We start from the raw sequence: 22,184 nt of genomic DNA, 5'->3' as shown, positions 1-22,184 counted from the left end.
AGATACAAATATATTTACGAATGCAGATTACAGAAGGATAAAAAGGAAAATAAACGACGAAAAAGAACGGTGTGACTATGAAATCACACCGTTCTCTGATTTTTTGAAAGCACCATAGTAGGGTGCTTTCAGTTTTTTGATTTGGCGTCCCTGAGAGGATTCGAACCTCCGGCCTACCGCTTAGGAGTATGGCGTGCCGCTTGGTACATCGTCCGTTTCATAATTTGCCTTGTTGTTTTATCCGAAATTGTATCGCCTGGTTACTGGTCAATCTGCACAAAAATCCCTGTGATGCCGCCTCGTGACGGGGCGTTCAGAAAGTCAAATTAGCAAATTCTTAGCAGGGATGGTGTCTGACAGGGCCTTTCCCATCAGGGAAACCGGGCAGGTATGGGCAAAATGCCGACAAGAAACAGGAGGCAGATTATGAGTGCATCGGGCGGAAAGCAGACGCCGAAAAACAGAACCTACACCGTGGAGGACATCGCCGCTATTCTCGGCATTGGAAAATCCTCTGCCTATAAACTCGCAAACTCCGGCGAGTTTCAGACGATCCGGATTGGAAACATGATCCGCATTTCCAGAAAATCTTTTGAGGATTGGTTGGGGATGGAGGAGAACGAGGAGTAAGTCCCCAAAATTTAAGGGAACAACTGAATACAGACCGGACATCTGCCGGGGCAACGCCATAGGTAACACAAACCTGTGGCGTTTTTTTATGCCCTGCCGGGGGCACTCAAAACTGTATGAAAACGGGTGGGAAATCCCCTTGTTTTTCGTCTGTGGGCGGCGCAAACGAGGCCGCCCATATCCTTTCCCTCATGGGAGGCCGGGCGGTGATACAGGGGCGCAAAACCACCGAAACGAACACTTTTCAAAATCAACGGAAGGAGGTATCCAACATGGCGGTATTCCGCATTGAGAAAACCCGCGATTACACGGTGATGTCCAACCATCACCTGCGGGACAAGTCGCTCTCGCTGAAAGCGAAGGGCCTTCTCTCCCTCATGCTCTCCCTGCCGGAGGAGTGGGACTATACCACCAAGGGGCTGGCCCGGATCTGCAAGGATGGCGTTGACAGTATCTGCGCCGGGGTGCGGGAGCTGGAGGAACACGGCTATGTGATCCGCCAGCGGGTCCGCAACCCCAACGGCCAGCTCGGCGCCATCGAGTACACCATCCTGGAGCAGCCCAGACCGCCGGAACCTAAACCGGAAAAACCTGAACGGGAAAATCCAGTCTTGGATAATCCTGAACAGGCTTCCCCTGTCTTGGAAGAACCTGAACAGGAAAACCCCGCACAATTAAATACTAATAGATCAAGTAAAGAAAAATCAAAAAAAGATCTATCAAGTACGGAAGGATCAAATCCTGTCCTATCAATCCCCCAAACCCCCAGGGGCTCGGACCAGAAAGGACGGGACCGGATGCGGGAGCGGGAGAGCTATCGGGAATTGATTTTGGAGAACATCGAGTATGACTGCCTCATCCAGAACCACCACCTTGACCGGAACCGCCTGGACGAGCTGGTGGAGCTCATGGTGGACACGGTCTGCTCCAACCGGGAGATGATCCGTATTGCCGGGGACGACTACCCGGCGGAGGTGGTCAAGTCCCGGTTCCTGAAGCTGGACAGCTCCCACATCGAGTATGTGCTGGATCGTATGCGGGAGAACACCACCTATGTCCGCAATATCAAGAAATACCTGCTGGCCGCTTTATATAACGCCCCGGCAACCATCGACAGCTACTACACTTCCCTGGTGAGCCACGATATGTACGGCGGCGGAGATCGGAGGTGATGTGAGTGCAGGAAGAAATCACCCAGGGCGTGGTCTCCCTCTCGGTGGAGACCGGCAAGATGACCGCGGACCTGCTCCAAAAGGCCGTAAAGAAGGTGCTGGAGGAGATGCAGAAGAAGCCCTCCCAGCGCAGCTTACACCAGGGGAAACAGACCCTGCACCAGCTCAAACAGCATGGGGCCTCCCTGACCAACATCGAGATCACGGAGCAGAACATCAAGGCGTTTTCGGCGGTGGCGAAGAAGTATGACATCGACTATGCCCTGAAGAAGGACCCCACCACCGACCCACCGCACTACTATGTGTTCTTCAAGGCGAAGGACAAGGACCAGCTCCAACCGGCTTTCAAGGAGTTCACGGCCATGACCCTGAACCGGGAGAAGCGCCCCACCATCCGGGAGCGGCTGGTCCAGGCCCAGGAACAGGCCAAGACCAAGCACCGGGAACGGGAGAAGGTCAAGACCAAGGACCGGGAGGTGGCGCGATGACCGACAAGCTGAAAAAGCAGATCATCCTCAACCTCCCGTATCTCATCTTCGTGTATCTCTTTGACAAGCTCTGCCAAGGGGTGCGGCTTTCCCCTGGGGCGGCCGCCTCGGAGAAGCTGCTCCACATCGGGCAGGGCTTTTCGGCGGCCTTTGCCAGCCTGGCGCCCAGCTTCCATCTGCTGGACCTGTGCGTGGGCGCCGCCGGCGCGGTGCTGATCCGGCTGGCGGTCTACTCCAAGGGCAAGAACGCGAAGAAATACCGCCGGGGGATCGAGTACGGGAGCGCCCGCTGGGGCACCCCGGCCGACATCGCCCCCTATGTGGACCCGGACTTTTCCCAGAATGTCCTTCTCACCCAGACGGAGCGGATCACCATGTCGAGCCGCCCGAAAGAGCCCAAGTACGCCAGGAATAAGAACATTTTGGTCATCGGCGGTTCCGGCTCAGGCAAAACGCGGTTTTTCGTCAAGCCCAACCTGCTCCAGTGCCATTCCTCCTATGTGGTCACGGACCCCAAGGGCACCATCCTGAACGAGGTGGGCGCCCTGCTGGATCGCAAGGGATACCGCATTAAAAGCCTAAATTTGATAAATTTCAAAAAATCTATGAGATATAACCCTCTGGCGTACATCCGCAGCGAGAAGGACATTTTGAAGCTGGTGAACGCCTTGATCCTCAACACCAAGGGGGAGGGCGAAAAGTCCAGTGAAGATTTCTGGGTCAAGGCCGAGCGCCTGTACTATTCCGCCCTCATCGGGTACATCTGGTACGAGGCGGAACCGGAGGAGCGCAACTTCATCACCCTGCTGGACCTCATCAACGCCAGCGAGGCGCGGGAGGACGACGAGGAATTTCAGTCTCCCGTGGATCTGCTGTTCGCCAAGCTGGAGAAGGAGCACCCGGATCACTTCGCTGTGAAGCAATACCGCAAATTCAAAATGGCCGCGGGCAAAACCCTGAAATCCATTTTGATTAGCTGCGGCGCCCGCCTGGCGCCTTTTGACATCGCGGAGCTGCGGGACCTCATGGCGGAGGACGAGCTGGAGCTGGATACCCTGGGCGACCGCAAATCGGCACTGTTTGTCATCCTCTCGGATACGGACAGCACTTTTAATTTCGTGGCGGCGCTCATGTACTCCCAGCTTTTCAACCTCCTGTGCGACAAGGCGGACGACTTCTACGGTGGCCGCCTGCCGGTCCATGTGCGGTGCCTGCTGGACGAGTTTGCGAATATTGGGCAAATTCCAAACTTCGAGAAATTGATTGCTACCATCCGAAGCCGTGAAATATCGGCTTCTATTATTTTGCAGAGCCAAAGCCAGTTAAAGACCATCTACAAGGACGCGGCGGATACCATCGTGGGTAACTGCGACAGCACCTTGTTTTTGGGAGGCAAGGAGAAATCCACCCTGAAAGAAATTTCGGAGCTGCTGGGGAAAGAAACGATTGACAGTTTCAATCAATCGGAGAACCGGGGCAGCCAGGTTTCTCACGGCCTCACCTATCAGAAATTGGGAAAGGAGTTGATGACCCAGGACGAATTGGCGGTAATGGACGGAGGCAAGTGTATCTTCATGCTGCGGGGCGTGCGTCCCTTCCTCTCGGACAAGTACGACCTGACGAAGCACCCCAACTACAAGTACACCGCCGACGCCGACAAGAAATACCTCTTTGATATGGAACGGTACATGAAACGCAAACCGGCCATCGTAAAGCCGGATGAGCCTTTCGAGATGTACGAATTGACAGCAATGGACCTTCAATAACAATTCTACACCGAAGAAAGGAAATATGATTTATGGATTTTTTCACTAACGCTATCGATGTGTTGCAGACTCTGGTGATCGCCCTGGGCGGCGGCCTGTGCGTGTGGGGCGGCATCAACCTCCTGGAAGGTTACGGGCAGGACAACCCTGCCAGTAAATCCCAGGGAATCAAGCAGTTCATGGCTAATTAAAGGGAACAAAAAGAAAGGAAAAGCACAATCCAGACGGTATCAGCGGCAGTCTACAAGAATAAATTGTGATTACACAAGATTGGTGCTATAATAAGAGAAAAGTTCCTGCCGGGGCAGCCGCCCCGGTGGTATGGATAGAAAGGCAGGAAAACAATATGCACATCAGCTATAAACCACTCTGGCACACACTGTTAGAGCGTGATATGAGGAAAGAGGATTTAAGGCTTGCCGCTGGTATGACAACAAATATGATTGCCAACATGAGCAAAGAGGGAAAGCACATCAGCATGGATACATTAGCCCGTATCTGCGAAACGCTGAATTGTGAGATTACCGATGTGATTGAGTTAGTACCAGACGAGCCTGCTTCCACAGGAGGTAAGGAACATGAGCGAATTGAAACCAAGAATAAAAGAAAACGGAATTGATTATATCCTTGTTGGAGATTACTACATCCCGGACTTGAAGTTGCCGGAGGAACACCGCCCCATCGGAAAGTACGGACGGATGCACCGGGAATATTTAAGAGAAGTCTGCCCAGCCAGATTACACACATTGACCCTGACCGGGGAATTGTGGACATATCTTGCAGACCTGAACGAACAGGCACAGAAACGGTTAGACACCATCATGGAGCAGATGAAAGCTGCCGAGGGCGTGACCGAGGAATTGAAGCGTACCCGTCAAATGGAATGGGTGCAGCGTTGCAATAACATTCACAACCGGGCAGAAGAAATTGTTTTACATGAGATGATTTATTCATAACGGTATGGTAGAATGATTATTACAAATTAGAAGTTGTAAAGGAGACTTTGTATGGGTAGAAAAGAAATAACAACAAAAGAAGATTTAATGAAAGTAATAGAATTATTCGAAAATACTGGAATTACATACTGGTTGGATGGCGGATGGGGTGTAGATATTTTAGCTGGTAAACAAACAAGAATTCATAGAGATATAGATATAAATTTTGATGCTCAACATACGGAAAAATTGTTAAATGTGCTTTTGAATCTGGGCTATAAAATTGATACAGACTGGAAACCGGTTAGAATAGAGTTATATAGTGATGAACTTGGTTACTTAGACATTCACCCGTTCGTTTTAAGTGAGGACGGAACTTCAAAACAAGCTGATTTAGAGGGTGGCTGGTATGAGTTTGAAAAAGATTACTTTGGTAGTGCTTTTTTTGAAGGAAAAACAATTCCTTGTATATCCTTAAAAGGCCAAAGAGTTTTCCATTCAGGTTATGAATTAAGAGATAAAGATAAGCATGATATTTCAATTCTTGAAAGTTTATCAAAATAACATTGCTGTAATTTCTAAGATAAATTCCACTTTATCGCTTTGAAATTTTAACTGAATAAGTATAGCACCAACCGCTGCTACATGGAAGCAAACACAACCATGCAACAGCGGTTTTTCTTTACCGTTTTTTCCTTTGACTGATAGGAGTTCCTGTTTTCTTTGATTTTTGTAGAATCCGAATGAGCCAGCGAAATTCTTCGTCTGACAGATTTTTATAGTTGATGCCGAGCTGCTTGCAGTAAAGGACAACCAGCTTTTCATCCCGACTGCCCTTGAAATTTTCAACCGCTTCCAAATTTTCTTTCAATTCATCGGCAACGGTGGTCTGGGGCGCACTCTCGCTGTCCTTTTTGTGGGCTTCCCGAATATCCCGGATAATGAGATTGAGGTCATCAAGAACCATGTGGCTGAAATATTCATCATCGCTGATATGGGCGGCTTGCAGCACTTTCAAATGCGGGTCGTCTTCGCCGGGGCGATACCGTTCAATGATTTCATGCCGGACAGTATCGACAAGGGCGTTGAGGTTTTGAATCTGCATGGTGGCAATCCCATCTACATAAATCTCAATGTCCGCAAGAAACTTGATAAAGTCCTTATGAGTGGCAAGCTCACAGAGCAGACGGTTGTTAATCCGACCGCCTTTCAGAAGTGCCACCATCTCATCATTCAAATGCAGCTCTGTTAGTGGCGTGTTGATCTGCTCCCGGTTCTCTGTCCGGCACAGCAGATAATCAACGGAAACCCCATAGAAGTCTGCCAGCGTGATAAGGTTGCCATGATTGATTTCCTTATAATCCTCTTTTTCATAACTGCCAAGAGCTGATTTGGAAATGCCCGTCAGCTCTGATAATTCTTCCAGATTTAAGCCTTTGTCCTTGCGGAGTTCCCAAAGGCGTTCCTGTATGCTTGTCGCTCCTTTCATGGGCGCACGCTCCTTTCCGGCGGTTTCATTACTGCCGCTTAACTGGATTATATCATACTTTCCGCAATCGTGGAAATTTCTGATTTTTACCCTTAATTCCTACTTTGTGGACATACGGCACAGGGCACAAAAATGTTCTATGATACAGGTAGTTCATCGATGGATTATTCCAATCGAATGACCAGCCTGTGTGGGATATGCTTCCCCGGCGATGTAGCGCCATGACTTTTGGCAGGGATATGGAGGAACCCTGACCGAAACGAGCGTACCAAAGGGAGCAATACGCCGCTGTGAGATTCAGGGGAGGAACGACACCGGGGAGAACTGGCGAACTGATACCGAAATGATACCGAAACACGACAATCTGATAGGGGGATAGTCTACCCTATTGCTGATACTTCTGGAGATTTTAGACGGCTCTATGACCGTAATTTTGCCGAAAATCGCCCCGAAACTATACACTAAAACGGGAGGAAACGCAATATGCCGAGAATGAGCAAAAAGAGGAAGCATGAGCTTTCTTTTTACCTCAATGACCGGGGGCGTGTCACTTACAACGAATTATGCCGGAAATGCAAGCATGGGTGCAAGCAGAGCTTCCGGGCGGTTGTGGTTGACTGCCCCCGTTATTTATCCAAAAGAGCAAAGAAAAAGGAGGAACACACCGAATGAATTTTGAATTTATGACGATAGGCACACCGTTGCCGCCCTGTATGCCCTTTCCCAGAGCGTTGACAGGATTTCCAGTCAGCAGCACCGCAAAGGTCATGTACTGCCGGATGTTGGACGCTATGCTATCCAACGGACAGGAGGACGAGAACGGAATCCTGTTTATCTGCTTCCCTGTCACAGCCATTGCCGCAGTCCTGTCCCGCAGCCCCATGACGGTCAAGCGTTCTCTGAATGAACTGGAAACCGCCGGACTGATCATGCGAGTGCGTCAGGGCGTTGGAGAACCAAACAGGATTTATGTGCTGATACCGGGAAAGGAGGACGCTGCCCTTGCCTGATACCTCAAAGCTGGAAAAGCTCAACCGAGAGTTGGAAAAGAGTGAAAAGAAACTGCGGAAAGCCATCAATGATGAAAAGGCATTGCAGCACCAGCTAAAGCAGCTTACCCGAAAAGAACGGACACACCGGCTCTGTACTCGTGGCGGTATGCTGGAAAGTTTTCTGCAAGAGCCGGAACGCCTGACAGATGATGATGTCATGCTGTTGTTGACACTCATTTTTCACAGGCAGGACACGCAGGAACTATTGAAGAAACTGCTGGAACGTGAGAAGCCGGAAACCCCTTAGTTTACTAAGGGCGCAATTATACACCACCCAGAGGTTGGTGCATTGCGTTCTCCGAAGGCTCCTCGCCGGGGGGCTGTGATTTTCCGCAGTCATGGTCTGCTCCAAATCAAACAGGGGACGCTACGCTTCCCCTGCGCTGGCTGCCGCCAGCTACCCTTTTGTGGACTTGCCATCTGGGGAGACCTTGCGCTGCAAGCTGTTCCCAGCCGACAAGTTTCATAAAATATGCTATCTTTTCGATAGGCAATAAAGTATAATAAAGTCAGCAATAAATCGGAATTTTACGGTCAGTAAGGAATGCGTAAAGTTATATGATTGTATTATAAGCGATTTGTTAAATTTTTATAACCACTTGTATTTGCCTGCGATTTATGGTATAATATTTTGAAATTTAGAAAGAGGTGGGAAGATGATTAACTTTTCTTGCAAATAAAATCAAAATATGCGGTAGTGCTATACTTTGGCATTATTGTGTCTATTGCAAGAAAGTTATATGTCTATCTTACTCAATATAGTGCTGTTGCCACTTTTGCTTAGTGGTGTTATTTTATGCTATGACGAGCTGCAAGGATAAACTTTCTTGTGGCTCTTATTTTGTTTTGGAGGTGCTTTATGAATAGTGCAGAACAGATAGTTACACATGATTCACTCCGTATAGTGTCGGTTCCTTTTGGTGAAATCTATACGTAGTAAACATTCACCGAACCGACTTTGTATCGTATGACATGCAAAGGAGGATAATATTTATGTCAATGATTAAAATTGAAAACCTTACGTTTTCATATCCGACAAGTTATGATAATGTTTTTGAAAATGTCAGTTTCCAGGTTGATACCGATTGGAAGCTTGGTTTTGTGGGCAGAAACGGACGAGGTAAAACAACCTTTCTGAATCTTCTGCTTGGGAAATATGAGTATAGTGGAAAAATCCTATCATCCGTACAGTTTGATTATTTTCCTTATCCCGTTTCAGATAAGAATCGTATTACAGAGGATATATTGCAGGAGATTTGCCCACTTGCGGAAGAATGGGAACTTATGCGAGAACTTTCTTATCTTGATGTTGATGTCGATGTGCTTTGGCGACCTTTTGAAACACTTTCCAACGGAGAGCAGACAAAGGTTTTGATTGCCGCTCTTTTTCTTAATGAAGGGCATTTCCTACTGATTGATGAACCTACCAACCATTTGGATGCCAAAGCGAGAAAAAGTGTGGCGGCATATCTGAAAAAGAAAAAGGGATTCATCTTAGTTTCTCACGATCGTCGCTTTCTTGACGATTGTGTTGACTATATTCTATCGATTAACCGAGCGAATATCGAAGTGCAAAGAGGAAACTTTTCATCATGGATGTCAAATTTTGAGCGACAGCAAGAATTTGAACTGGCTCAGAACGAACGTTTGCAAAAGGACATCAGACGATTACAGCAGTCGGCAAAACGCGCTGCAGTATGGTCTGAACGTGTAGAAGCTTCCAAAATTGGGGCAGCAGATAAAGGTTATGTCGGTCATAAAGCCGCCAAAATGATGAAGCGTTCAAAATCTATAGAAGCGAGACAACAACAGACAATCGAACAAAAATCAGCATTGCTGAAAAATATGGAAACCGCAGAAGCCCTCAAGATACAACCGCTTAATTACCATACAGATTTGCTTGCATCATTATCGAATGTAGTAGTTTATTATGATGGCATTTCAGTTTGTGAACCCGTTTCGTTTGAAATAAGACAGGGAGAACGCATTGTGCTTGATGGAAAGAACGGCAGTGGCAAAAGTAGCCTGTTAAAGTTGGTAGTCGGGCAGTCCATAGATTATACGGGTACAGTAACACTTGGCTCTGGGCTTGTAATTTCTTATGTGCCACAGGATACATCGTATTTATGTGGAACCCTTTCCGAGTTTGCAGAAGAAAACAACCTTGATGAAAGTTTGTTCAAGGCAATTCTTAGGAAAATGGACTTTGAGCGTGTACAGTTTGAAAAGGATATTAAAGACTTTTCTGGCGGGCAAAAGAAGAAAGTCCTAATTGCGAAAAGCCTTTGTGAAAAGGCACACTTGTATGTATGGGATGAACCGCTCAACTTTATTGATGTGTACTCACGTATGCAGATTGAACAACTCATAACGGAGTTTGCCCCGACCATGCTCCTGGTAGAACATGACAGTGTTTTTCGAGATACTGTGGCAAGTAAAATTGTGAATATCTAAATTGGTTCTTCCGCAATTTTACGTTTTTCGCTTTAATAAAAATGGAGAATGCTGATTTACACTGGCATTCCAGTATTGAAAAATTACAAAATACGGATAATTGCGTAAGAACCTCTAAATTAAAATAATTGTATGGGTTAATTCCAGCTTTACAGAGACTCAAATTCCAGTTTGTAGAATTAAGAAAATCGTAATTTGTGGAGGTAAAATATAGATGAATCAAGGTAGAATTATTGTAATCACAGGTGCGCCGGGGACAGGAAAAACTACAACGGCATCTGCTGTTGCAAAAGAATCAGATTTGGAAAAGTCTGTGCATATGCACACAGATGACTTTTATCATTATTTGAGTAAAGGGGCAATACCACCGCATTTGCCAGAATCAAATGAGCAAAATTTGATTGTCATTGAAGCGTTTTTAGAAGCTGCGAAGCGATATGCTCGTGGTGGATATGATGTAATTGTTGACGGTATTATCGGACCGTGGTTTTTAAAGCCGTGGCAAAGTCTTGTTCGGGAACATTATGAGGTGCATTATATTATTTTAAGGGCAAGTAAGGAAGAAACCTTGAAGCGAGCTGTTGAACGCTCAAAGTTAGACCGAAAGACAAATATCGAATTGGTAGAAACCATGTGGGAGCAATTTTGCAATCTGGGAATATATGAATCGAATGTTATAGATACGACCACTTATTCCATTCAAGAAACTGTTTCCGCAGTACAAGAAAAAATCGCAAGTAGGGCAGCGTTGTTGTCTTAGATTGTTTTGGTGCAATTCCAGTTTGTTAGCTTTACATCGGGTCAACTTGTCCCGAACTTTTACAACTAAATACCCGCCGCTCACACAGTGGCACACCGAGCAGGAAATCTGAAAAAGGTCTCCTGCTTTTTTTCTGCCCAAAATGAGGTGGTAAAACGCCACCCCATCCACCAATTAGCGAAAGGAGGGACACGAAATGCCTTGTCCACACAACGAAATCACGATTGTTCAGCGCAGCCAGCGGCAGTCTGCGGTTGCCGCCGCTGCTTACCAAAGCGGCGAAAAGCTGTTCTGTGAATACGACCAGCAAGTAAAGCACTACCCGGAAAAGCGTGGTATCGTCCACAATGAAATCCTGCTCCCGGCAAATGCTCCACAGGAATATGCAGACCGCAATACTTTATGGAATGCCGCCGAAGCGGTGGAAAAGCAATGGAACTCCCAGCTTGCAAGGCGGTGGGTGCTTACCATTCCCAGAGAGATACCGCCCGACCAGTACGCTGTCCTTGTACGGGAGTTTTGTGAACAGCAGTTTGTTTCCAAAGGCATGATTGCTGATTTTGCCATCCATGACCCCCATCCGCCGGGACACAATCCCCACGCCCATGTCCTGCTGACCATGCGGGCAATGGATGAACATGGAAAATGGCTTCCCAAGAGCCGCAAGGTTTATGACCTTGACGAGAATGGGGAACGGATAAAGCTGCCGTCCGGCAGGTGGAAAAGCCACAAGGAGGATACGGTGGACTGGAACGACCAGAAGTATTGTGAAATCTGGCGGCATGAATGGGAGGTTATCCAGAACCGCTATCTGGACGCCAATGACCGCCCGGAGCGTGTGGACTTGCGTTCCTATGCCAGACAGGGGCTTGATATAGTCCCCACTGTCCATGAGGGGACTGCTGTCCGGCAGATGGAAAAGCGAGGTATCCAGACGAATATCGGCAACCTGAACCGGGAAATCAGAGCCGCCAACCGCCTGATGAAGTCCATCCGGCAGCTTATCCAAAACCTCAAAGGCTGGATTACCGAGCTGGGAGAAAAACGGAAGGAGCTGCTTGCACAAAAGGCGGCGGAGGAAGCGACACTTCTTCCCAATCTGCTGATGAAGTATATGGAGATACGAAAGGAAGAACGGAAGGACTGGACAAGGGCTGGACAGAACCGGGGAACTTCACAGGACTTAAAGGCAGTCAGCGAAGCCCTGTCCTATCTCCGGCAAAAGGGGCTTTCCACTGTGGAGGACTTAGAAGCGTTTCTGGAATCTTCCGGGAAATCAGCCGCAGATTACCGCAATCAGATGAAGCCAAAGGAAGCCCGGAGCAAAGTGATTGACGGGATTCTTGCCAGCCGGACAGACTGCAAGGAATGTAAGGCTGTCTATGAGAAGTACCAGAAGATATTTTTTAAGAAAATAAAGGGGAAATTCAAACAGGAACACCCGGAGGTTGCCCGGTATGAGAAAGCCGCTGACTACCTTGCCAAGCACCCGGACGATAAGGATAAAACGAAAAATGAGTTGCAACAGGAGCAGGAAACGCTTCTCAGCGAAATCGCAGAGCTGAAAGTACCACTGACCGAGGTACAGGAGGATTTGAAGAAGCTGCGGGACATCCGCTACTGGGTACGGAAAGCCACACCCGGCACAGAGGAAAGCAAAGAGCCGCCCAAGAAGCAGCCCATCAAAGAAGTCTTGCAGGATAAGACTGACGAGAAAAAAGCACAAAGAACCGCCCCGGCACAGGAGAAACACAGACAACAGGATATGGAACTTTAACAGGCACTTGCCATTTTCAATTAGAGAATGTCAGGTGCTTTTCTTATTTTCAAGGAGGGATAGATTTGAATGTATTCGAAGCTGTGAAGCAGTCCGTCACAACAAGACAGGCTGCGGAGTATTATGGAATCCATGTAGGTCGGAACGGGATGGCTTGCTGCCCGTTCCATAACGATAAAACCCCAAGCATGAAGCTGGATCGGCGTTACCATTGCTTCGGCTGCGGTGCGGATGGGGATGTGATTGATTTTGCCGCCGCCCTGTATGGGCTGGGAAAGAAAGAAGCCGCCGTACAGCTGGCACAGGACTTCGGGCTTTCCTATGAGGACTGGAAACCGCCGGGAAAGGTAAAAAAGCCCAAGACCCGGCAGAAATCCCCGGAGGAACAGTTTCAGGAAGCAAAGAATCGCTGCTTCCGTATTCTTGCCGATTATCTCCATCTGCTGATGGCATGGAGAACGGACTACGCCCCGCACTCCCCGGAGGAAGCCTTTCATCCCCGGTTTGTGGAAGCCTTACAGAAGCAAGCCCAAGTGGAATATCTGCTGGATGTGCTGCTGTTCGGGGAAACAGAGGAAAAAGCGGATTTGATTACGGACTACGGAAAGGATGTGATACAGCTTGAACAGCGAATGGCAGAACTTGCAGCCGCAGACGCAGCAAGAACTAAAAAACACTATGAACGCCATGCAGCCGCCCCAGAGCGTTGAGGAAATCAAGGCGGGGCTGGAAACCACCGAGAAAGGCGGTGTCCGTCAGAGCATACGGAACTGCCTGACCGTATTCCAACGTGACCCTCTGCTTTCAGGGGCTATCGCATACAACATCCTGACTGACCGCAAGGACATCATAAAGCCCATCGGTTTTCACAGAGAAAGCACCGCCCTGAACGATACGGACATGAAGTATCTGCTTCTTTATCTGGAAGAAACCTACGGGCTTACCAATGAGAAAAAGATTGATAACGCCATCGGGATTGTGGCGAATGAAAACAAGTACCATCCCATCCGGGACTATCTCAATACCCTTGTGTGGGACGGGACAGAGCGAATCCGCTTCTGCCTGCGGCACTTTCTGGGGGCTGACGCAGACGATTACACCTATGAAGCGTTGAAGCTGTTCCTGCTGGGTGCAATCTCACGAGCCTTTCAGCCGGGGTGCAAGTTTGAAATCATGCTCTGTCTGGTAGGCGGTCAGGGGGCTGGAAAGTCCACCTTCTTCCGGCTGCTGGCAGTCCGGGACGAGTGGTTCTCCGATGATTTGCGGAAGCTGGACGATGACAATGTGTACCGCAAGCTGCAAGGTCACTGGATTATTGAAATGTCGGAAATGATGGCAACCGCCAACGCCAAGAGCATTGAGGAAATCAAGTCATTTTTAAGCCGGCAGAAAGAGGTCTACAAGATACCTTATGAAACCCACCCGGCAGACCGCCCCCGTCAGTGCGTGTTTGGCGGCACTTCCAATGCCCTTGACTTCCTGCCCCTTGACCGTTCCGGCAACCGCCGCTTTATCCCGGTCATGGTGTACCCGGAGCAGGCGGAAGTTCACATTTTGGAGGATGAAGCCGCTTCCAGAGCCTATATCGGGCAGATGTGGGCGGAAGCGATGGAGATTTATAAAAGCGGCAGGTTCAAGCTGGCTTTCAGCCCCGCCATGCAGCGGTATCTCAAAGAACACCAGCGGGATTTTATGCCGGAGGACACCAAAGCCGGGATGATACAGGCGTATCTTGATAAATACACCGGGAGCATGGTCTGCTCCAAGCAGCTCTATAAGGAAGCCTTGAACCATGCTTTTGACGAGCCGAAGCAATGGGAAATCCGGGAAATCAACGAGATTATGAACCAGTGCATTTCCAGCTGGCGGTACTTCCCAAACCCAAGAATGTTTTCCGAATATGGCAGACAAAAGGGCTGGGAGCGTGAAAACCCGGCAACGGACTCCGGCAACCCGTCTGAAAAAACGATGGACGGTTTTGTGGAGGTCACAGAACAGATGGAGCTTCCATTCTGAAAAGGACAGCCCGTTGCACCCCCTGTTGTTATCCCGTTGCCGAGCCGGTTGCCGGGAAAAACCCCTTATTTCCGGGCTTTTCTCCCTTATAACAACCAAAACAACAAAAAAATAAAAGAAAAGTATAAATAGTAACCATCGCCAGATTGAGATTGTTTGCAAGGTCTTTTGAAGTCCGTTGCCGGACTTCGTTGCCGACACCCTCTGTCTGGCTATTTTCATGTATGGAGGATAACTGCCTATGGCAAAAAACAAAACAGAGATTCATGTGACCACTGTATTTGACGGGGAGCTTGACGCCACTGATGTGTTCGTCAGCCTGATTTCCCAGAAATACGGAAAGACAAATGCAAAAGAATATCTTGCTAAAAAGAAAGATATAGGCTATAATGAAGATGAGGTTCAAAAGAGCCAGATACCGTCTGGATTGTGTGGGTAAATGGCTATGATGAACGAAATGGAATACAGAACAATCGGTTCGGCACTTGCCGGGGGTTATCGTGCGGCGGTCTATTGCAGGCTGTCAAAGGACGATGACCTGCAAGGCGAAAGTGCCAGTATCGCAAACCAGCGTGATATGCTGGAAAAATACTGCGAAAAGCAGGGATGGGAGGTTGTGGCAGTCTATCAGGACGATGGCTTCACAGGTCTTAACATGGAGCGTCCTGACCTACAGAGAATGTTGAGAGCCATTGAGCGCAGGCAGATCAACCTTGTCATCACGAAAGACCTCAGCCGACTGGGGCGTAATTATCTGCAAACCGGGCATTTGATTGAGGACTTTTTCCCAAGAAACGGTGTCCGCTATATCGCCATGAATGACGGCATCGACACCCTGCGGGATAACAACGACATTGCCCCGTTCAAGAATATCCTGAACGAGATGTACAGCAAGGATATTTCCAAGAAAGTCCATTCCTCTTATCTTCTGAAAGCGCAGAAAGGACAGTTTACCGGGTGTCTTGCCCCGTTTGGGTATCGGAAAGACCCGGAGGACAAAAACCATCTGCTCATTGACGAGGAAACCGCCCCGATTGTGCGGCTGATTTTCAGATATGCCCTGAACGGTCATGGTCCGAACTATATCCGCAGACGGCTGGAGAAAGAAAAAATCCCCTGCCCTACATGGTGGAACCGGGAACGGGGGCTTCGCAATACCCGCACCAAATGGGAAAAGAAAGACCCAGAAAACGGGCGGTATATGTGGGACTTCTCCGTTATCAAAGACCTTTTGATGAATCCCGTCTACACCGGGGCGATTGCTTCCCAGAAAAAGGACTACCGCTTCAAAATCGGCACGATTGGGGAAAAGAAGCCGGAGGACTGGATTGTGGTGGAGGGACAGCATGAACCGCTGATTGACAGCATGAGCTTTGACATTGTGCAGAACAAGCTGAAATCCCGCCAGCGTCCGGGGCAGACCAATGAAATCAGCCTGTTTGCCGGACTGTTAAAATGCGGCGAGTGTGGGAAGTCGCTGACGGTACGCTACACAAACGCTAAACATCCCCAGCGGATTTACTCCTGCAAGACCTACAATGCCTTTGGAAAGAACCACTGCACCCAGCACCGGATTGATTATGACACCCTTTACAGCCATGTGCTGCGGAAAATCCGGGAATGTGCCAGAGCTGCCCTGATGGACGGGGAAGCGGTTGCCGACCGCCTGACCAATACCTGTGAAGCCGAGCAGCGGGAACAGCGGGAAGCAATGGAACGCTCCCTTACAAGGGACGAGGAACGGATTGAGGTTCTGGACAAAATGGTCATGCGGCTTTATGAGGATATGATTGCAGGGCGTATCAGTGAGCAGAATTTCAACACCATGCTGGAAAAGACACAGACCGAGCAGACGGAGCTTAAAACAAAAGTGTCCGAGGGCAGAAAGCGGCTGTCCGATGAAGTCCAGCTTGCCAATGATGCAAAACAATGGGTGGAAGCCATTCAGGAATACGCCAACATCACAGAGCTGGACGCAGCCACCCTCAACCGCTTAATCAAAGAAATCGTTGTGCATGAGCGCATTGACGAAGATAAAACAAGACACATTTCTATCGAAATTCATTTTAATCTCAAACCCATCCCGGAGGTGGAACAGGTCACTGCCTGACCTGTCCCGCCGGGACGGTTCTCTTAACAACACCATATAGATTTTTTGTACGCCGCCGCCCGCCATCGAGCAGAGTTTTTACACCTAATTGGGGATGAAACAGCTCATGGCCGGCGGGGGTGTCGCCCTCATCGGCATCACCCTGATCCCGCTGCTGTCCGGCCTGCTGGGCTGATGGCTCCCCATAACACCCGCGGGAGGTCCCGGTACACGGGGCCTCCCGCAAAGGAGGTGATCCCCGTTGATCTTTGACGCGATACAGGAGTGGTTCCAGGAACTGCTCATTGACGGTATCATATCCAACCTGACCGGGATGTTTGATACCCTGAATACCAAGGTAGGCGAGATCGCCGGGGAGGTGGGCATGACGCCCGCCGCGTGGAACAGCGGTATCTTCAACATGGTCCGTAACCTCTCGGAGACCGTCATCATTCCCATCGCCAGCATCGTCCTCACCTTTGTCATGTGCTATGAGCTCATCCAGCTCATCATCGAAAAGAACAACCTCCACGACTTTGACACCTGGATCTTCTTCAAGTGGATCTTCAAGACCTTCTGCGCGGTGCTCATTGTCACCAACACCTGGAACATCGTCATGGCTGTGTTCGATGTGGCGCAGAACGTGGTAAGCCAGAGCGCCGGCGTCATTATTTCGGATGCGGGCATCGACATATCCAGCGTGACCGCCGACCTGGAAACCCAGCTCGCGGACTGGAGCATCGGCGCCCTGCTGGGGCTGTGGTTCCAGAGCATCTTCGTGGGGCTGTGTACGCAGATCCTCTCCATCTGCATCTTCCTGGTGATCTATGGAAGGATGGTAGAGGTGTATTTGGTGACCTCAATAGGTCCCATCCCCTTTGCCACAATGGTGAACCGGGAGTGGGGCAACACGGGGCAGAACTATCTCCGCTCCCTGCTGGCCCTGGGCTTCCAGGCGTTCCTCATTATGATCTGTGTGGGCATCTATGCGGTGCTGGTGGAAGGTATTTCGCTCAGCGGTGACAACATTTCCGGCGCTATTTGGGGGTGCATGGGGTACACGGTTCTCCTGTGCTTCACCCTCTTTAAGACCGGCAGCCTCGCCAAGTCCCTATTCGGGGCGCATTAGGGAGGGGCCGGTATGGAGAAGAAATACAATGTCATCTACGCGGACCCACCCTGGTCCTACAAAGTATGGAGCAAGAAAGGCGCGGGCCGGAGCGCAGAAAGCCATTATCCCACCATGAGTATAGAGGCCATCAAGGCGCTGCCTGTGTCCCGGCTTGCGGCCAGGGACTGCGCCCTGTTCCTCTGGATCACCTTCCCCATGCTCCGGGAGGGCTGGGCCGTTATGGACGCCTGGGGCTTCACCTTCAAGACGGTGGCCTTCGTGTGGGTAAAGCAGTGCCGCAAATCAGACAACATTTTCACCGGGATGGGATACTGGACCCGCGCCAACGCGGAGATCTGCCTGCTGGCGACCCGCGGGCACCCGAAACGGGCGGCCAGGGACATCAAGCAGGTCATCCTCTCTCATGTTGAGGAGCACAGCAAAAAGCCTGACGAGGCGCGGCGCCGGATCGAGGCCCTGATGGGGGATGTCCCACGGATCGAGCTGTTCGCCCGGCAGGCGACCCCCGGCTGGGATGTATGGGGAAATGAAGTAGCAAGCGACATTCAACTTGCGGAAAGGAGCTGATTTTATTGGCCTATGTAACGATCCCGAAGGACCTGAGCAAGGTGCAGAGCAAGGTCCTGTTCGGGCTGACCAAGCGGCAGGTGATTTGTTTCGGAGCGGCGGCGCTGATTGGCGTGCCGCTTTTCTTCTTAGCCAAGGGCGCGCTGGGTACCACCACGGCGGCTCTGTGCATGATCCTGGTCATGCTGCCCTTCTTCCTGTTCGCCATGTACGAGCGGAACGGGCAGCCCCTGGAGGTGTTCCTTGGGCACCTCATTCAGAACAAGTTTATCCGCCCAAAGGTGCGGATCTACCAAACCAACAACTTGTACTCCGCCCTGGTGCGGCAGCACGAATTGGAACAGGAGGTGAGAGCGATTGCAGGCAAAAACCGCAAGACCCGGAAAAACGGCAAAGCTCAGACGTAAGCTGACCCGTGACGAGCGCAGGCAGATCGAGGCGGTGATCCGGCAGGCAAAGGGCGATGGGAAAGCCCATACGGTGCAGGACAGCATCCCTTTCCGCAATATATTCCCCGACGGCCTGTGCCGGCTGGATGGCGGGGCCTTCTCCAAGACCATCGCCTTCGAGGGCGTCAACTACCGTCTGGCTTCGCCGGAGGATCAGCGGGATATTTTTGAACACCTCTGCGATTTCTACAATGGCTACGACCCCACCATTGGGGTGCAGGTGTCGCTCAGCAGCCGGTATGTGGAGCATGGGCCGGAGGAGGACCTGTTCGGCATCCGTCCCCAGGGGGACGACCTGGACCCTGTCCGGGAGGACGCGGCCGGGATACTCCGCTTCCAGTATGAGCGGGGCAGCAACGGCTATGTGAAAACCAAGTATGTGACCCTGACCATCGAGGCGGAAAACCTGGCGGCGGCGCGGGCGCGCTTCGCCCGCATCGAGACCGACACCCTCAACCGCTTCAAGGTCATGGGGGCCGCCGCCCATGTGCTGGACGGGAAGGAGCGGCTGGAGCTGCTTCACGGCATCCTCCACCCGGCAGACGGCCGCCGTCCGGAGGGCGGGAAGTTCGCTTTTGATTGGGACTGGCTGGCGCCCAGCGGCCTTTCGGTCAAGGACTTCATCGCCCCGTCCTCCTTCCACTTCGGGGAGACCCGCACCTTCCGCATCGGCGAGATGTACGGGGCGGTGAGCTTTTTGCAGATCACCGCCCCGGAGATCCACGACCGCATTTTGGCGGAGTTCATGGAGACCGAGGGAAACATTCTGGTGACCATGCACATCCGGGGCATCAACCAGAACGAGGCCATCAAGATGGTCAAGCGCAAGATCACGGATTTGGACGCCATGAAGATCGCGGAGCAGAAGCGGGCGGTACGCAGCGGCTACGACATGGACATCCTCCCCAGCGACCTTGCCACCTACGGCGGCGCGGCAAAGACCATCCTCCAGGACCTGCAAAGCAGGAATGAGCGAATGTTCAATCTGACCTTCCTGGTCATGCACATGGCGGAGACCAAGCAGAAGCTGGAGATTGCCGTGTCCCAGGCGGCCAGCGTGGCGCAGACCTACAACTGCCTCCTCACCCGGCTGGACTTCCAGCAGGAGGACGGACTGATGAGCAGCCTTCCCCTGGGGCTCAACCGTATCAAAATCGAGCGGAGTCTCACCACTTCGGCGCTGGCGGTGTTCGTCCCCTTCGTCACCCAGGAGCTGTTTATGGGCGGGGACGCCATGTACTACGGCCTGAACGCCCTCTCCAACAACATGATCCTTCTGGACCGCAAACAGTCCAGAAGCCCCAACGGGCTGGTGTTCGGCACGCCGGGCAGCGGCAAGTCCATGAGCTGCAAGCGGGAGATCACTTTCATCATCCTGACCACAAAAGATAATGTCATCATCTGCGACCCGGAGGACGAGTATTCGCCCCTGGTGCGCCGGCTGGGCGGGCAGGTGATCCGGCTGTCCCCGTCCAGCACCGACTATGTGAACCCGCTGGACATCAACCTCAACTATTCAGACGAGGAGAACCCCCTGGCGCTGAAAAGTGATTTTGTCCTGTCCTTCTGCGAGCTCATCATGGGGAGCAAGACGGGGCTGGAGGCCATCGAGAAAACGGTCATCGACCGGGCGGTGCAGAAGATCTACCAGCCCTACTTCGCAGACCCCCGGCCGGAGAATATGCCCATCCTGGGCGACCTGATGGAGGCGCTGCTGGCGCAGGGCATCCCGGAGGCCGACCGGGTGGCCCAGGCGCTGGATCTGTATGTGAACGGTTCGCTGAACTTCTTTAATCACCGCACTACCGTGGACATCCGCAACCGGCTGGTCTGCTTTGACATCAAGGGTCTGGGCAAAAACCTGAAAAAGCCGGGGATGCTCATTGTCCAGGATGCGGTGTGGAACACCGTCACCATCAACCGGGCCATTGGGCGCTCCACCTGGTATTTCGTGGACGAGTTCCACCTCCTGCTGAAGGAGGAGCAGACGGCGGCCTATTCGGCGGAGATCTGGAAACGGTTTAGAAAATGGGGCGGGGTGCCCACCGGGGCGACCCAGAACCCCAAGGACCTGCTCTCCTCCCCGGAGATCGAGAACATCCTGGAAAACAGCGATTTCATCTATATGCTCAACCAGGCCGCCGGCGACCGCAAGATTTTGGCGGAGCGGCTGGGCATTTCAGCGGAACAGCTTGCCTATGTGACCAATTCCGAGCCGGGCCATGGGCTGCTGTTCTTCAACAATGTGATCCTGCCCTTTGCGGACGACTTCCCCAAGGACACGGAGCTTTACAAGCTGCTCACCACCAAACCCAGCGAGGTGGAGCACGCGGCGGAAACGGAGGCGTGAATATGAAAAACAAACTGTATGTCATCAACGGCAAGACCTATCTCTCCCACATCAACGATGAGGTCCACCTGTATGGGCTCCTCCACCAGCTCGCTTTTCTGGCTGGCCGCATCAAGGATGAGGAGGATGTGTTCCATGTGCTGGATACGGCGAAGCGGTACGGTGAGATCGCCGAGGAGAAGTTCCAGAGCTGGGGCATCCCCGGCCGCTACCTGGTGTTCGGCGACCCTAAGGATTTGAAGGGGCTCATGGACAAGGAACTGGACGAGGTGGAGGCCGTCCCTGAGGAGGAGCCGAAGCCCAAGAAGTATAAGGATGAGTACATTATCCCCGGCAGCGGCTTCCGTATGCTGGTGGGCGACATCCATAACCTGATCGTTCTCTATCACTCCCTGGCCCGCTGCCTGTCGGAGGCGGAGACGGAGAAGGATTTTCTCCGTTTGAAAAAGCGGGCCGTCAATTATGAGAAAGAGATGAAGCGGATCTACCGCAGCCTGGGGCTCCCGGAGGGCAGCGGCGTCGCACATGATACCCTGGAGGAGGCCATCATCAAGCGCCATAACCTGATCCCCCTGGAGGAAGTGGAGGACGAACCCCAGGATGACGGCCTTGAAGGGGATGAGGTATGGAGCGACTGACTCATGTGAGCCTGTTCTCCGGCATCGGCGGTCTGGACCTTGCGGCGGAGGCAGCCGGATTTGAGACCGTTTGCCAATGTGAATGGGCGGACTACCCCTATTCTATCCTGGAGCGGCACTGGCCGGATGTGCCGAAGTTCCGGGACATCACCACATTTACGAAGGAGGCGTTTTTTGAGAAAACAGGACTTGAAACAGTCACCATCATTTCCGGCGGTTTCCCCTGTCAGCCCTTCTCCACCGCGGGAAAACGGAAGGGTTTTGCGGATGAACGCTACCTGTGGCCGGAAATGTGCAGAGTTATTGCCGAACTGCGGCCCCGTTGGGTGCTTGGGGAAAATGTTGCTGGCTTCATCAATATGGGGCTCGACAAAACGATTTTTGACCTGGCAAAAGCGGGATACGCTGTTCTCCCATTCG

24 protein-coding genes and 2 pseudogenes are annotated in these 22,184 nt (G+C 51.2%); 25 read left to right on the top strand and 1 reads right to left on the bottom strand.

Features of this window, described 5'->3' with window-relative positions:
- Positions 1 to 426: 426 nt before the first annotated feature.
- The 8 genes and pseudogenes from B5F17_RS12290 to B5F17_RS12255 all read left to right on the top strand — a co-directional run bounded on the left by B5F17_RS12290 (position 427) and on the right by B5F17_RS12255 (position 5,555).
- Positions 427 to 630 (top strand): helix-turn-helix domain-containing protein, encoded by a 204-nt coding sequence (locus tag B5F17_RS12290; protein WP_087235317.1) that lies wholly within the window; start codon positions 427 to 429, stop codon positions 628 to 630.
- 272 nt (positions 631 to 902) lie between these two features.
- On the top strand, positions 903 to 1,802 hold the full coding sequence (locus B5F17_RS12285) for a DUF6017 domain-containing protein (protein ID WP_087374221.1): 900 nt from the start codon (positions 903 to 905) through the stop codon (positions 1,800 to 1,802).
- A 5-nt stretch (positions 1,803 to 1,807) separates the two neighbouring features.
- Positions 1,808 to 2,290 (top strand): PcfB family protein, encoded by a 483-nt coding sequence (locus B5F17_RS12280; RefSeq protein ID WP_087374219.1) that lies wholly within the window; start codon positions 1,808 to 1,810, stop codon positions 2,288 to 2,290.
- Positions 2,287 to 4,056, top strand: coding sequence for a VirD4-like conjugal transfer protein, CD1115 family (locus B5F17_RS12275; RefSeq protein ID WP_087374217.1), 1,770 nt, complete (start codon positions 2,287 to 2,289; stop codon positions 4,054 to 4,056). The genes B5F17_RS12280 and B5F17_RS12275 overlap by 4 nt, the downstream gene beginning before the upstream one ends.
- 32 nt (positions 4,057 to 4,088) lie before the next feature.
- Positions 4,089 to 4,241: pseudogene (locus B5F17_RS12270) on the top strand (Maff2 family mobile element protein); the annotation flags it as partial.
- Positions 4,242 to 4,312: 71 nt separating this feature from the next.
- Entirely contained in the window at positions 4,313 to 4,675 is a 363-nt protein-coding gene (locus tag B5F17_RS12265) for a helix-turn-helix domain-containing protein (protein WP_319017596.1), read from the top strand.
- Complete coding sequence (locus tag B5F17_RS12260; protein WP_002584333.1) at positions 4,635 to 5,012, top strand: TnpV protein; 378 nt, start codon at positions 4,635 to 4,637, stop codon at positions 5,010 to 5,012. Before B5F17_RS12265 ends, B5F17_RS12260 begins: the two co-directional genes overlap by 41 nt.
- 51 nt (positions 5,013 to 5,063) lie before the next feature.
- A complete protein-coding gene (locus B5F17_RS12255; RefSeq protein WP_002584332.1) occupies positions 5,064 to 5,555 on the top strand; it encodes a nucleotidyltransferase domain-containing protein in 492 nt (163 codons plus the stop codon).
- A gap of 118 nt (positions 5,556 to 5,673) precedes the next feature.
- Here B5F17_RS12255 and B5F17_RS12250 read toward each other — a convergent pair whose 3' ends face one another.
- The gene (locus B5F17_RS12250) at positions 5,674 to 6,480 is read right to left on the bottom strand and encodes a helix-turn-helix domain-containing protein (RefSeq protein WP_002584331.1); all 807 of its coding nucleotides are present in this window, start codon (positions 6,478 to 6,480) and stop codon (positions 5,674 to 5,676) included.
- Between the two features lie 483 nt (positions 6,481 to 6,963).
- Here B5F17_RS12250 and B5F17_RS12240 point away from each other — a divergent pair, with 483 nt between their 5' ends.
- The 17 genes and pseudogenes from B5F17_RS12240 to B5F17_RS12155 form a co-directional block, all read left to right on the top strand.
- Positions 6,964 to 7,152, top strand: a complete 189-nt coding sequence (locus B5F17_RS12240; RefSeq protein WP_002584330.1) for a hypothetical protein — start codon at positions 6,964 to 6,966, stop codon at positions 7,150 to 7,152.
- Entirely contained in the window at positions 7,149 to 7,490 is a 342-nt protein-coding gene (locus B5F17_RS12235; RefSeq protein WP_002584329.1) for a replication initiator protein A, read from the top strand. The genes B5F17_RS12240 and B5F17_RS12235 overlap by 4 nt, the downstream gene beginning before the upstream one ends.
- On the top strand, positions 7,483 to 7,779 hold the full coding sequence (locus B5F17_RS12230; RefSeq protein WP_002584328.1) for a DUF3847 domain-containing protein: 297 nt from the start codon (positions 7,483 to 7,485) through the stop codon (positions 7,777 to 7,779). Before B5F17_RS12235 ends, B5F17_RS12230 begins: the two co-directional genes overlap by 8 nt.
- A gap of 746 nt (positions 7,780 to 8,525) precedes the next feature.
- Positions 8,526 to 9,986 carry an Lsa family ABC-F type ribosomal protection protein gene (locus B5F17_RS12225; protein WP_002584327.1) on the top strand — a complete coding sequence of 487 codons (1,461 nt, stop codon included), beginning with the start codon at positions 8,526 to 8,528 and terminating at the stop codon, positions 9,984 to 9,986.
- Positions 9,987 to 10,200: 214 nt separating this feature from the next.
- Positions 10,201 to 10,746, top strand: a complete 546-nt coding sequence (locus B5F17_RS12220) for a P-loop nucleotide/nucleoside kinase family protein (RefSeq protein WP_002584326.1) — start codon at positions 10,201 to 10,203, stop codon at positions 10,744 to 10,746.
- 196 nt (positions 10,747 to 10,942) lie between these two features.
- Positions 10,943 to 12,523: a MobQ family relaxase gene (gene mobQ / locus B5F17_RS12215; RefSeq protein ID WP_002584325.1), complete on the top strand. Its 1,581-nt coding sequence runs from the start codon at positions 10,943 to 10,945 to the stop codon at positions 12,521 to 12,523.
- Between the two features lie 65 nt (positions 12,524 to 12,588).
- A complete protein-coding gene (locus B5F17_RS12210; RefSeq protein ID WP_002584324.1) occupies positions 12,589 to 13,233 on the top strand; it encodes a CHC2 zinc finger domain-containing protein in 645 nt (214 codons plus the stop codon).
- The gene (locus tag B5F17_RS12205; protein ID WP_002584323.1) at positions 13,202 to 14,539 is read left to right on the top strand and encodes a virulence-associated E family protein; all 1,338 of its coding nucleotides are present in this window, start codon (positions 13,202 to 13,204) and stop codon (positions 14,537 to 14,539) included. Before B5F17_RS12210 ends, B5F17_RS12205 begins: the two co-directional genes overlap by 32 nt.
- Positions 14,540 to 14,780: 241 nt before the next feature.
- The gene (locus tag B5F17_RS12195) at positions 14,781 to 14,978 is read left to right on the top strand and encodes a hypothetical protein (RefSeq protein ID WP_002592708.1); all 198 of its coding nucleotides are present in this window, start codon (positions 14,781 to 14,783) and stop codon (positions 14,976 to 14,978) included.
- Positions 14,979 to 16,649: a recombinase family protein gene (locus B5F17_RS12190; RefSeq protein WP_087374215.1), complete on the top strand. Its 1,671-nt coding sequence runs from the start codon at positions 14,979 to 14,981 to the stop codon at positions 16,647 to 16,649.
- Positions 16,650 to 16,740: 91 nt separating this feature from the next.
- Positions 16,741 to 16,824, top strand: a pseudogene (locus tag B5F17_RS12185) (Maff2 family mobile element protein); the annotation flags it as partial.
- Positions 16,825 to 16,890: 66 nt separating this feature from the next.
- On the top strand, positions 16,891 to 17,757 hold the full coding sequence (locus tag B5F17_RS12180; protein WP_087374214.1) for a VirB6/TrbL-like conjugal transfer protein, CD1112 family: 867 nt from the start codon (positions 16,891 to 16,893) through the stop codon (positions 17,755 to 17,757).
- Between the two features lie 12 nt (positions 17,758 to 17,769).
- Positions 17,770 to 18,327, top strand: a complete 558-nt coding sequence (locus B5F17_RS12175) for an MT-A70 family methyltransferase (RefSeq protein ID WP_087374212.1) — start codon at positions 17,770 to 17,772, stop codon at positions 18,325 to 18,327.
- A gap of 5 nt (positions 18,328 to 18,332) precedes the next feature.
- The gene (locus B5F17_RS12170) at positions 18,333 to 18,734 is read left to right on the top strand and encodes a PrgI family protein (protein ID WP_087374210.1); all 402 of its coding nucleotides are present in this window, start codon (positions 18,333 to 18,335) and stop codon (positions 18,732 to 18,734) included.
- Positions 18,685 to 21,126 (top strand): VirB4-like conjugal transfer ATPase, CD1110 family, encoded by a 2,442-nt coding sequence (locus tag B5F17_RS12165; RefSeq protein WP_087374208.1) that lies wholly within the window; start codon positions 18,685 to 18,687, stop codon positions 21,124 to 21,126. The genes B5F17_RS12170 and B5F17_RS12165 overlap by 50 nt, the downstream gene beginning before the upstream one ends.
- A 2-nt stretch (positions 21,127 to 21,128) precedes the next feature.
- Complete coding sequence (locus tag B5F17_RS12160; RefSeq protein WP_087374206.1) at positions 21,129 to 21,764, top strand: hypothetical protein; 636 nt, start codon at positions 21,129 to 21,131, stop codon at positions 21,762 to 21,764.
- A partial coding sequence (locus B5F17_RS12155; RefSeq protein ID WP_143287738.1) for a DNA cytosine methyltransferase occupies positions 21,752 to 22,184 on the top strand: 433 nt, incomplete at its 3' end. The genes B5F17_RS12160 and B5F17_RS12155, both read left to right, overlap by 13 nt.

The organism is Butyricicoccus pullicaecorum, assembly GCF_002160355.1.
Classification (GTDB): domain Bacteria; phylum Bacillota; class Clostridia; order Oscillospirales; family Butyricicoccaceae; genus Butyricicoccus; species Butyricicoccus pullicaecorum.
Note: the sequence above shows the minus strand (reverse complement) of the source record. Positions and strands in the feature narration are given on the sequence as shown.